This is a genomic window from Novosphingobium sp. AP12 (assembly GCF_000281975.1).
In the GTDB taxonomy this organism is placed as follows: domain Bacteria; phylum Pseudomonadota; class Alphaproteobacteria; order Sphingomonadales; family Sphingomonadaceae; genus Novosphingobium.
This window is the reverse complement of the sequence record NZ_AKKE01000020.1, coordinates 57,510-68,664: the sequence shown is the minus strand read 5'-3', so window position 1 is coordinate 68,664 and position 11,155 is coordinate 57,510. Positions and strand designations below refer to the sequence as shown.

10 protein-coding genes are annotated in these 11,155 nt (G+C 68.4%); 7 read left to right on the top strand and 3 right to left on the bottom strand.

The genetic code is table 11. The features are described from left to right. The 3 genes from PMI02_RS04505 to PMI02_RS04495 form a co-directional block, all read left to right on the top strand. The coding region (locus PMI02_RS04505) for a sugar phosphate nucleotidyltransferase (protein WP_007679361.1) at nt 1–887 on the top strand (887 nt) is incomplete at its 5' end. A 12-nt stretch (nt 888–899) separates the two neighbouring features. After that, nucleotides 900–1,508 carry a flavodoxin family protein gene (locus tag PMI02_RS04500; RefSeq protein ID WP_007679359.1) on the top strand — a complete coding sequence of 203 codons (609 nt, stop codon included), beginning with the start codon at nt 900–902 and terminating at the stop codon, nt 1,506–1,508. A gap of 117 nt (nt 1,509–1,625) precedes the next feature. Next, on the top strand, nt 1,626–2,834 hold the full coding sequence (locus PMI02_RS04495; RefSeq protein ID WP_007679357.1) for a hypothetical protein: 1,209 nt from the start codon (nt 1,626–1,628) through the stop codon (nt 2,832–2,834). A 19-nt stretch (nt 2,835–2,853) separates the two neighbouring features. Here the strand turns inward: PMI02_RS04495 and PMI02_RS04490 are convergent, their stop codons facing one another. Then, nucleotides 2,854–3,282, bottom strand: a complete 429-nt coding sequence (locus PMI02_RS04490; RefSeq protein ID WP_157222370.1) for a hypothetical protein — start codon at nt 3,280–3,282, stop codon at nt 2,854–2,856. A 178-nt stretch (nt 3,283–3,460) separates the two neighbouring features. Here PMI02_RS04490 and PMI02_RS27565 point away from each other — a divergent pair, with 178 nt between their 5' ends. The 3 genes from PMI02_RS27565 to PMI02_RS04475 are packed head-to-tail and all read left to right on the top strand — an operon-like array spanning nt 3,461 to nt 8,872. Then, complete coding sequence (locus PMI02_RS27565) at nt 3,461–4,231, top strand: ImuA family protein (RefSeq protein WP_007679353.1); 771 nt, start codon at nt 3,461–3,463, stop codon at nt 4,229–4,231. Then, nucleotides 4,191–5,654, top strand: coding sequence for a DNA polymerase Y family protein (locus PMI02_RS27875; RefSeq protein ID WP_238538984.1), 1,464 nt, complete (start codon nt 4,191–4,193; stop codon nt 5,652–5,654). Before PMI02_RS27565 ends, PMI02_RS27875 begins: the two co-directional genes overlap by 41 nt. Continuing rightward, complete coding sequence (locus PMI02_RS04475; RefSeq protein WP_007679345.1) at nt 5,651–8,872, top strand: error-prone DNA polymerase; 3,222 nt, start codon at nt 5,651–5,653, stop codon at nt 8,870–8,872. Before PMI02_RS27875 ends, PMI02_RS04475 begins: the two co-directional genes overlap by 4 nt. Before the next feature lie 855 nt (nt 8,873–9,727). On the opposite strand, the gene PMI02_RS28315 is transcribed toward PMI02_RS04475, so the two are convergent. Both PMI02_RS28315 and PMI02_RS28310 read right to left on the bottom strand, forming a co-directional pair. Next, nucleotides 9,728–10,009: an outer membrane protein gene (locus PMI02_RS28315; RefSeq protein ID WP_007679344.1), complete on the bottom strand. Its 282-nt coding sequence runs from the start codon at nt 10,007–10,009 to the stop codon at nt 9,728–9,730. A 9-nt stretch (nt 10,010–10,018) separates the two neighbouring features. Further along, the gene (locus PMI02_RS28310) at nt 10,019–10,363 is read right to left on the bottom strand and encodes a hypothetical protein (RefSeq protein ID WP_007679343.1); all 345 of its coding nucleotides are present in this window, start codon (nt 10,361–10,363) and stop codon (nt 10,019–10,021) included. A 173-nt stretch (nt 10,364–10,536) separates the two neighbouring features. Here PMI02_RS28310 and PMI02_RS04465 point away from each other — a divergent pair, with 173 nt between their 5' ends. Then, on the top strand, nt 10,537–10,956 hold the full coding sequence (locus tag PMI02_RS04465) for a hypothetical protein (protein WP_036502206.1): 420 nt from the start codon (nt 10,537–10,539) through the stop codon (nt 10,954–10,956). Nucleotides 10,957–11,155 lie beyond the last annotated feature (199 nt).

Genomic DNA, 11,155 nt, shown 5'->3' with positions numbered 1-11,155 from the left:
CCAGCGTGATCGCCGAGGTCGACAGGCTGGCGCCCCGCCACGTCGTCGTGCTGGGCGGAGACCACCTCTACCAGATGGATTACCGGCCTTTCGTGGAGCGCCATCTCGCATGTGACGCCCATGTCACGGTAGGTGTCGTCCATGTCCCGCTTGCGCAGGCTTCGGAATTCGGCATCCTGGATGCCGCCGCGGACTTCCGCATCGCCGATTTCGTGGAGAAACCGGTACTTGCACCCGAAGCTCTCGACCGTCCCGGACATGCGCTGGCCTCCATGGGTATCTACGTGTTCGACTGGCCGGTCCTGCGCCGAATGCTGCTGGATCTCGGCGGCAGCGTGCCGGAACTGGACTTCGGCAAGCACGTCATCCCTCGCCTGGTCGAGGCCGGCACCGCCTTCGCCTATGCGCTGCCGGGCCGACAGGGGCAGGAGCCGCTGTGGCAGGACCTCGGCACGCTCGATGCCTATCACACCGTGCAGCGCCAGCTCGCCGAGGGTTCGCTGTCGCTCGACCCCTCGTGGCCGATCGCGCACCCCGGCCGCCCCGCAGCGGCCGACCTCGGGGCTGTCGGGCCGGGCAGCGTACTGCGCAACGTGGTCATGCTGCCGGGCGCGCGGATCGGCCGGAACGTCAAGCTCTCCGACGCCATCGTCATGGGCGACGCGGTGCTGCCCGACCACTTCGACCTCGAAGCCTCGATCGCCCGTAACGGCAATTGGTGCACCGTTTCCGAGCGCGGCATCCGCGTGATCTCGGCGCGGGCGTTGCGCCGTCTCGAAGCCCGCCAGCGGCCGCTGGTCGCGGCGGAGAAGGCGCGTCCTCTCGAGGTGCGCCGCCCCTACGTGCCGGTGCGAGAACACCCGGCATCCGCCGCCTCCGCGCGCTGAGGAATCCGCCCGATGCCGATCAAAGCCCTGGCCCTGAACTGCACGCTCAAGTCCGATCCCACGGAGGTATCCTCCACCGACGCGATGATCGCCGTGCTGAAGACGGCCTTCGCGGAGAAGGACGTTACCGTCACCGAGACGGTCCGGGTCAGCGCGCTCAACCTCAAGCCGGGGGTCACTTCGGACGAGGGCGAGGGCGACGAATGGCCCGCCCTGCGCGAGAAGATCCTGGCCCACGACATCCTGATCTTCGGCGGCCCGATCTGGATGGGTCAGGTCGGTAGCGTCGCCAAGCGCGTGCTCGAGCGGATGGACGCCTTCCTCGACGAAACCGACGACGCGGGCCGCATGCCCAGTTACGGCAAGGTCGCGGTCACCGCCATCGTCGGCAACGAGGACGGCGCGCACTTCTCCTCGGCGCAGTTGTTCCAGGCGCTGAACGACGTGGGCTGGACGATCCCTGCCATCGCTGCCTGCTACTGGGTCGGCGAGGCGATGGGCTCGACCGACTTCAAGGACCTGAAGGAGACGCCCGAGGCGGTCAGCAAGACCGCCGGCATGGTGGCGGCCAACGCCGCGCACCTGGCTGGACTGCTCCAGTCGAGCCCCTACCCCGGCTGAGAGCCGACACCGCCGTCGAGGTTGCGGTGGGCAGGGGGAGATACGGGGTAGGCGAACATGGACAAATTCACATGAAGGTTCCATTCTGGCCCAATGTCGTTAGGGCAAGGGCCGGTCATGTCCGCATCCTCCGCCGCCGCATATCGCCCGTCTTCTTCCGCCCGAATACATGTGCTCGCCATCGGCGGGGCGCATCAGTTCGCGCATATCCTGCCGGTAGCCTGCGAACTCGAACGGCGTCGTCCCGGCCAGGTGACGCTGTTCGTCAGCACTGACGAGGAAGCCGTCACCGCGCAGGAGCAGGCGCTCGCGATCGGCCCTGCCGTCCCCGAAATCGTGGTGATGCGCCTGCCGCGCCTCGCATGTGTCCTGCCGGCGAAGCTGCATAAGGCCGCGCGCCTCGCGGTCTGGGCGAAGCGGCTGTGTGCGGGGGGCGTTATCCTGTGTGCCGAGCGCACCTCGACCCTGCTGCGCCGGCTGCGCGCGGACTGTCCCCCGCTGCTGCACATTCCCCACGGCGCCGGCGACCGCGCGGTCGGGTTCGAGAAGCGCTTCACGCTGTTCGACCACGTCCTCGTTTCCGGCCGCAAGGACCGCGATCGCCTGCTGGACAGCGGTTTCGTCGCGCCCCAGAACTGCACCGTCACCGGGCCGATCAAGCTCTGGACGATCCTTGAAGGCGCGGCGCATCGCCCACCGCTGTTCGACAACGACAAGCCGACGATCCTCTACAATCCGCACTTCGCGAAGAAGCATTCCTCGATCGAATCGTTCGGGCACAAACTGGTGGAGGCGGTGGTGCGGGACGGTCGCTACAACCTCGTGGTCGCCCCTCATGTCCGGCTGGCGCGGCGCTGGTCCGCGCGGCAGCGGAGGGATTGGGAGGCACTGGCGGTGCCCGGCCAGGTGATCGTCGACCTCGGCTCCGAGCGGTGCAACGACATGACCTATACGCTGGGGGCAGACCTCTACGTCGGCGACGTCAGCAGCCAGGTCTACGAATTCCTCGTGTGCCCACGCCCCTGCCTCTTCGTCGACCCCTGCGGCGTCGATTGGCAGGAGAGCGAGGACTACGCGATGTGGCACTTCGGCGAGGTCATCTCCCCGGACGCCGACGCGGTCGCCGCCGTCGACAGGGCGCTGGCGACCCACGGGGCTTACGTTGCCGGGCAGCGCGAGCGCATGGCCTATACCATCGACGGTATCGCGTGGACGCCGGACGGCAGGGTGACCTTCCGGGGCCGCAATGCCGTGCGCGAGGCCGCGGACGTGGTCGAGCGCTATGCCGGGCCGGCGGGCGGGGGTCGGTTTTCGGCGGCGGCTTAGCTGGAACGTCCGGGCCGGTTCAGCTGCCGGTTTCCAGAAGCTTGCGCAGGAAGTTCTTCCGCACTGGCACAGGTGCCGTGCTGCCGAGAACAGCCGCGCCGGCCTGGGCGAGCTGGCCGAAGCTGTCTGCCTCCATGCGGCCTGCCGCCACTTCGCGCTCGACGATGCGGTGAAGCGCCGGCGGGTCGAGGGTCTCGCCGCCGGCCATGGCCTCCTCGATGGCGAAGCCGCGCCGGTCCGCAAGGATCGCGCTCTTCAGGGCGGCGGTGTCCTTGCCATCGGCTGCGAGAGTGCGGACAGCCTGCGTCATGACGGCGTCGAACGCGTCGAGCAGGGCGACGTGGTCGCTTTCGTCCCGAACCTGTCCGAACAGTTCCGCGATCCGGTGCCGGGTTTCGATGGGATCCACGCCCTTCGCGCGCTTCAGATCCTTGAGCAGCGCGGTCACCCTCGCATCCATCGCATTACCTTTCGCGTAAATTCTCCCGCGCGCCTCTACCAGAGGTTTGCCGAACCGGGCAGGCCAGAATCGTCCGTCTAGTAGTCAAGCCTTCTTCGAGGTGGACTCGGTCCTACAAGATGGAACATAATAGGAACATATCTCACGATTCGAGGCATGGTCTCCAATGTTCCAGAACCACGCGCCGTCCAGCGCCGAACCACCCACCGATCCTCCCGTCACGGCGGGCCGGGAGAGCCTCCCCCGGCTCGCGAAAGGACAGCTTCACGAAGTCCATGCGGGCGGAGACGGCTGGGCTTCGGCCCTCGCCTTCAGCCTTGCCGCGATCGAGGCCGACGACCGGCGCCCGGTCCTGCTGCTGCGCGTCCGTAAGGACAAAGGCCGGACCCGCGCGATGCAGATGGAACCCTGCGGCGAGGGCTGGGCGCCGCTGGGGCTCGACCCGGCGCGGCTGGTGATCGTCGATGCCCGCGACGATGCCGGGCTGCTGCGCGCCGGGCTCGACGCGGCCCGCTGCGCAGGGCCGGCGGCGGTGCTGCTCGAGAGCTGGGGTCGGCTCAAGGAATACGATCTCGTCGCCAGCCGCCGGCTGATCCTCGCGGCGGAGCAATCGCGCATCCCCATCGTGATCCTGCGCGGCGACGCCGAGCCGCGCGCCAGTGCCGCGCATACCCGCTGGTCGGTCTCCAGCGCCCCCTCCACCCCTCTCGAGACGCGAGCGCCCGGCGCGCCCGCGCTCCACGTCGAACTCCAGCGCCGAAGGGGCGGGCCGGGCGGCCTGCACTGGCGGCTGGAATGGAATGAAGAACATGGCGGTTTCCGCGAAGAACTCATCGAGCCCGCACAGCCCCCCCTCGACCACCCGCCGACGCTACCTGGCGCTGTGGTTTCCCTGGATGCCCTGCGAACGCGCGAGCCGCTGCGGCGCATTGCCTGAGGCGGGCGGCGCGCTGGTCGCACGCGACGGGCAAGCGCTGCGCCTCGCCGCGATCGACGCGGGCACGCAGGGGCAGGGGCTGACCGCGGGCATGACCCTTGCCGACGCGCGCTCCCGCTGCCCGGACCTCGTCACCGCGCCCCACGATCCGGTGGCCGACGCGCGCGAGCTTGACCGGCTGGCGAACGCAATGATCGCCTTCACCCCGCTCGTCGCGCCCGATCCGCTGGACGGGTTGCTGCTCGACGTGACCGGCTGCGCGCACCTCTTCGGCGGCGAGGAGGAACTGGTGCGCCGGGTGCTCGCCGCCGCCGGCTATACCGCCCGTCATGCGCTCGCCGCCCACGCAGCTGCCGCGCGGGCGCTGGCGCGGTACGGCAGCGGAGAGGACGTGCGGGCGTTGCCGGTCGCCGCGCTGGAACTGAGCGAGGACAAGCTTTCCGGCCTGCGCCGCGCCGGGCTCACGACCTTGGGCGACCTCGCCTCGCGGCCGATGGCGGGGCTGGCGGCGCGCTTCGGCGAGACGGCGGTGATGCGCCTGCGCGCGATCCTGGGCGAGGCGGGCAGCCCGATCACCCCGCTCCGCCCCGCCGAACCGATCCGGCTGGAGACTCGCTTCCCCGAACCGCTCGCCCGCACCGACGACGCACTCGACGTGATCGAGGACCTGCTGGCGCAGGCGGCAAGGATCATGGAGCAGCGCCAGCTCGGCGGCCGCCGCTTCCTCGTCCTGCTCCAGCGCAGCGACAACGTGCGCCCGCGCCTCGCCGTGGAGACCGGCCAGCCGGTGCGCGATCCCGCCGCGGTCATGCGTCTGCTGCGCGAGCGGATCGATACGCTCTCCGACCCGCTCGACCCCGGCTACGGCTTCGATGCGATCAGCCTCGCGGTGCTGACGGTGGAGCACCTGCCCTCGCGGCAGATGGGGCTGGAAAGCCGCAAGGAGGAGAACGAGGACAGCGTCGCCGCGCTGGTCGACCGGCTCAGCGTGCGGCTCGGCGAGGACCGCGTGAGCCGCCTCGTCCCCCGCGACCGCCACTTGCCCGAACGCGCGCAGGGGCTGGTCCCAGCGAAACAGGCGCCCCCGGTTTCATGGCCGAAGGCGGATGAGCGGCCCACCCGCCCGCTGCTGCTGCTCGACCCGCCGCAGCCGGTCGACGTGATCGCCGGCGTGCCTGACAGCCCGCCCCAGCGCTTCCGCTGGCGGGGCCGCCTCCACGACGTCCGCCTCGCCGAAGGGCCCGAGCGGATCGGCGCGGAATGGTGGCGGAGGCGCGGCGGCCACCTCCCCGGCGGTGCGGGCGACACGCGCGACTACTACCGCATCGAGGACGCCGAGGGTCGCCGCTACTGGATCTTCCGCAGCGGGTTGTTCGGCGAGACGCCCGACCCCCGCTGGTATCTTCACGGCCTGTTCCCGTGAGCGAGACCCCGCCCTTCGCCGAACTCGTCGCCGCAACCAACTTCAGCTTCCTGCGCGGCGCTACGCCGGGGCCGGAGATCGTCGCGCGGGCGCACGCAATGGGCATGACTGGCGTGGGCATCGCCGACCGCAACACCGTCGCCGGAGTCGTGCGCGCCTTCGCCGCGTGGAAGGAGATCGGCCGGGACAAAAGCGGGTTGAAGCTGGTCGTCGGGGCGCGGCTGGTCTTTGTCGACGGTACGCCCGACATCGTGGCCTACCCGATGACGCGCCTCGGCTGGGGGCGCCTGACCCGCCTCCTGACGCTGGGCAATCGCCGCGCGCACAAGGGCGAGTGCGAACTACGCCTGCCCGATCTCCTTGATCATGCGCAGGACCTTGCGCTCATCGCCATGGACGGCGACGAGGCGCTGCTGGCCATCCTGCGCGCCGCCACGCCGAAGCTCTGGCTGGCGGCGACGATGCCGCGCGCCGGCCGCGACGCGCGCCGTCTCGCGCGCCGGATCGCCCTAGGCCGGGCGGCGGGGGTGCCGCTCCTCGCCACCAACGACGTGCTTTACGGAACGCCCGAGGACCGGCCGATGCAGGACGTGCTCACCTGCATCCGCGAGGGGCTCAAAGTGCAGACCGCCGGCCGCCGCCTCGCCGCCAATGCCGAGTGCCATCTCAAGGCCCCCGCCGAGATGGCCCGCCTGTTCCGCGCCTGCCCCGAAGCGCTGACGGCGACGCAGGACCTGCTCGATTGCGTGACGTTCCAGCTCGACGACCTGCGCTACGAATACCCGCGCGAACCCGTGCCCGAGGGCTGGCAGCCGCAGGATTGGCTCGAACACCTCGTCCTCCAGGGCGCCTACGCCTATTTCCCCGATGGACTCCCGCCCGCCTACCACAAGACGCTGAGCGAGGAGTTCGAGCTGATCCGGCTCAAGAACTACGCCTGTTACTTCCTCACCGTCCACGACATCGTGCGCCATGCCCGCAGCCTGGAAAAGCCGATCCTGTGCCAGGGTCGCGGCAGCGCGGCCAATTCGCTGGTCTGCTACTTCCTCGGCGTCACCCCGATCGATCCGGTGAAGCAGAAGCTGCTGTTCACCCGCTTCCTCTCCACGGAACGCGACGAGCCGCCCGACATCGACGTCGATTTCGAGCACGAACGGCGTGAGGAAGTCATGCAGTACATCTTCAAGCGCTACGGCCGCGACCGCGCCGGGATCGCCGCCACCGTGATCCGCTACCGCCAGCGCAGCGCCATCCGCGAGGTCGGCAAGGTGCTGGGCCTGAGCGAGGACGTGACAGCGCGCCTCTCGGGCACGGTCTGGGGCAGCTGGGGCGGTGACGAACTGCCCGAGGACCGGCTCACCGAGGCCGGTTTCGACCCCGCCAACCCGCAGCTCGAACGCATGCGCGACATGGTCGGCCGCCTGCTGGCATACCCGAGGCACCTCTCGCAGCACGTCGGCGGCTTCGTGCTGAGCGAAGGCCGGCTGGACGAGATGGTGCCGATCCACAATGGCGCGATGCCCGATCGTACCTTCATCGAATGGGACAAGGACGACCTGGAATCGCTGGGCCTGATGAAGGTGGATGTCCTTGCGCTCGGCATGCTCACCGCGATCCGCAAGAGCTTCGACCTGCTGCGCGACTATCGCCCCGAGGCCATGACGCTCGCCACCGTCCCGCGTGAGGACGAGGCAACGTATCTCATGCTCCAGAAGGGCGACAGCATCGGCACCTTCCAGGTCGAGAGCCGCGCCCAGATATCGATGCTGCCGCGCATGAAGCCGAAAATCCTCTACGATCTCGTCATCCAGGTGGCGATCGTGCGTCCCGGCCCCATTCAAGGCGGCATGGTCCACCCCTATCTGCGCCGCCGCTGCGGGGAGGAGAAGGTCGAGTATCCGGGGCCGAAGGGCGAACTTGACGACGTGCTGGGCAAGACGCTGGGCGTGCCCCTGTTCCAGGAACAAGCGATGAAGCTGGCAATCGTCGCCGCCGACTTCACGCCGTCCGAGGCCGACGGCCTGCGCCGCGCGATGGCGACGTTCAGGCACATGGGCACCGTCCATCACTACCAGACCCAGCTGATCGAAGGCATGGTCAAGCGCGGCTATCCGCGCGAGTTCGCCGAGCGCTGTTTCGAGCAGATCAAGGGTTTCGGCGAATATGGCTTTCCCGAAAGCCATGCGCAGGCCTTCGGTTGGCTCGCCTATGTGTCGTCATGGCTGAAGTGCCATTATCCGGCGGTGTTCACCTGCGCGCTGCTCAACAGCCAGCCGATGGGCTTCTACGCCCCCGCGCAGCTGGTGGCCGACACCCGCCAGCACGGGGTGGAGGTCCGGCCGATCGACGTCGGTGCGAGCCTCTGGGACAATACCCTCGAAGGCGAGCGGATTCTGCGTCTCGGCCTGCGTCAGATCGGCGGGTTCAAGAAGGAGTGGGCGCAGAAGCTGGAGGCGGCGCGCCAAGTGGCTCCCATCACCGGGCTGGAGGACGCGGCCCGGCGCGCGGACCTCCCCTCTCGCGCGCTGCACCTGCTGGCCGATGCCGATGCGCTGGGCTCGCTTGGCCAGAACCGCCGCGCGGCGGGGTGGGAGGCGCGGCGCGTGCCGCCGGCGCAGCTGCCGCTGTTCGCCGCGCTCGAGGCTCCCGAACTGGCGCAGGAGCCTGACGCCGCCCTGCCGGAAATGGCGCCGGCCGAGGAAGTCGTCGCCGATTACCAGACCCAGCGCCTGTCGCTGAAGGGCCACCCGATGCAGTTCCTGCGCGGCCACTTTGAAGGGCGGGGCGCGCGCACCTGTGCGCAGGTCAACGCCGCGCGCGACGGGGCGAAGATCCGCGTCGCCGGGGTCGTCCTGATCCGCCAGCGGCCGGGCAAGGGAAATGCGATCTTCATCACGATCGAGGACGAGACCGGCGTGGTCAACGGGTTGCTCTGGGCGCGCGACTTCGAAAAGCAGCGCCGCGCGGTGATGGCGGCGCGGCTCATGGTGCTCGAGGGTACAGCCCAGCGCAGCAAGGAGGACGTCATCCACCTCATCGTCGATACGGTCACGGACGCCAGCGAGGCGCTTTCCCGCCTCTCCTTGTCGCCGATCCTGAAGCCCGAGCCGATGCCCGGCGACGCGGTGCGCAAGCCTGTCTACGACCGCGACCGCCCCACTTCGCGCGGGCACCCGCGCAATGTGCGAATCCTACCGCGCTCACGGGACTTCCACTGAGACCGGCGTCTATCGACCGGCAGGGGGCGGGATGCTATCGGGGACGTGGATTTACTGAGCTGCGGGGGTTTCCCGGGGCTGCGACGCGAAGGCCGCGACCTATGACGGAAATCGAATCGGGAAGCGATGGTTCGGGCATTGGGCCTGCCGCGGCGCCCGTTGACGCAGCCCCGCTTCGCGCCTCGCCTTGGGAGGTTCGGGGCTCCGGGGGCAAAGCGGCCCGGCCGGCGGGGGGCAGGCCGATCGTGTGGAGATGGTGGCTGCTCGCAGGTGGTCTGAGCCTTGCGCTTTGGGCGGGGATTATTGCTTTCGCGGCGTAATCCCCGTTTCGATCGAGAGCTACGCTCGGCCTTCCCGGCCGCCGCCAGGGACAGGTTTCCCTTGATCCTGCCCATTTTTAGCCGGGCTATCGCTCTCGGCTGGCGCACCATCCACGCTATGCCCTTCATTGGTCTTGCCCGGCGTTATCTGAGGATGAGCTCCTTCAATATCCTGCCCTCGCGCTCGTCATCCGGGGGGCGGTCAGGCGGCATGCGGGAGCTGGTGGGCGGCCATGGGGCGCGCTTCGGCCTGACGAATTGGGCGCGAACTGGCCCAGGCGCAGTGCCGCTGGATCGAGAACTGGGGCCAGGGCCTGCGCGCTAACATGCCATGACGGGGGCTTTTCGAAAGGCGAATCTCAGCTACGCCCAACCAGTTAATCGCCTGGCTGGATCCGTTAGCGACGACCTGCGGCTTTGCCTGGTTCCTTGAGCGCCGCTGAGCGGGTTTATGAAACAGGAAAGGCCGGGGCAATGTCCTGGAAGGACACTGCCCCGGCCTTTTCACCCCCGTGAGGGGGAAGCAGCAGCGCGCTTACTTGAAGCGCACGCCCACGCCCGCCATCACGCGCTGGCGGCCGGAATTGCCGTGATAATTCGAGTAGACGTACTGCGCGTTGACGTAGACCGGCAGGCGGCCCTGCGGCATCACCGTATATTCGACGCCGCCTCCGACCTGGTAACCATCAGCGCGGTAGTGGTCATAGACAAGCGTATTGCCGGTCGGGCCCGTAATGCGCTTGCGCTGCTCGCCGTTGACATAGCCACCCTTGCCGAACACCAGCAGCTGCGGCGACACGAGGTAGCCTGCGCGCACTGCCGCGCCCTATTCCTCGAAGGCCTTGTGGTCGATGTCGTAGCCGCCGCCGAGATCAGTGCGGTTCTCGTTGCCACTGCCCGGCTTCCAGAAGCTGGCTTCTGCGCCGATCACGATGCGCTCGCCCAAGGTGCCGTCGAAGCCGACGGTGCCGCCGTAACCGAACTTGTCGTTATGATTGCCTTCCGACTGGAAGCGGTCGCCGCCGATGTTGCCTTCGATGCGGATACCGCGGAAGCCGGTGCCGTTAGCGGCAACTTCGGTGCCCGTCGGGGTTGCATCCTGCGCGATGGCAGGCTGCGCAGCGAGTCCCGTCGCAAACGCTGCAGCGAAGGTGAACGCTTTGATATTCATGGAACTTCCTTTTCGTCGTATTCGGGTGCTCAACGGTATCAAGCCGCATAGAGTTGCCCGAAAAAGGACGACCGGTTCAGAAAGCTACGGGTATGTGACTTCAATGCAACAGCTCGCACCTGCCGTGGCGCTTCGAGATAGCCAGTGAATATCAAGATTCCAAAGCTATCTGGGTGGTACTTTATATCCTCTTCCAGCGCCGCAAGGCCGCATTCGCGTACCACGCCGAGCGGCCAGTCGAGCCGGCGACGCGGTGGAGCGCCGCGATCGTCTCCTGGGTTGCCCTGGGGTTGATCTGCTGGTTGCGACCGGTCGTGCGTCGCCGTACTTGGGGCGGCGGGGAAGGCACGGTCTCTCATGCCCAGGGCACCGCGGTGGTGTCTGGGGCAGTCTTCGAGGTCACTTTCGCCGCAGCCGCAGCCATGCGGCTCGGGAAGCCGGGCGCTCTGACGATTACACCGACCTGCTGTGCCTTGAGAAGACATCAAAGGATTGTATCGCCAGTGAGGCTGGGCGAACTTGACCATGCTTTGTCGCAGGAGACCGCCCCGTTCGGCGCCGAATGCCATGTCGATGCGCAGCACGATTTCTGACGGCAGGGGGGCGGCGCTGGTTTGGCCGCGTCGACAGCGCTGCGGGCCTTATCCGGTGCCCGGCGGCGCCTGCGACGGAACGACGGGGCGGCTCGATATTCTCGTGCTGGATCGAGCCGCCGGTTTAGGAGGTGCTATCCGTAAGCCAGTGTCAGACCGCTTGGATTGCAAGATCCCGCCGCAGGAGGGCATCGGCGCA

What these genes read in the sequence shown, in the direction of transcription:
- PMI02_RS28310 (WP_007679343.1), bottom strand. Translation starts at nt 10,363, where the DNA reads ATGAATATCAAAGCGTTCACCTTCGCTGCAGCGTTTGCGACGGGACTC.
- PMI02_RS04500 (WP_007679359.1), top strand. Translation starts at nt 900, where the DNA reads ATGCCGATCAAAGCCCTGGCCCTGAACTGCACGCTCAAGTCCGATCCC.
- PMI02_RS04495 (WP_007679357.1), top strand. Translation starts at nt 1,626, where the DNA reads ATGTCCGCATCCTCCGCCGCCGCATATCGCCCGTCTTCTTCCGCCCGA.
- PMI02_RS27875 (WP_238538984.1), top strand. Translation starts at nt 4,191, where the DNA reads ATGCCCTGCGAACGCGCGAGCCGCTGCGGCGCATTGCCTGAGGCGGGC.
- PMI02_RS27565 (WP_007679353.1), top strand. Translation starts at nt 3,461, where the DNA reads ATGTTCCAGAACCACGCGCCGTCCAGCGCCGAACCACCCACCGATCCT.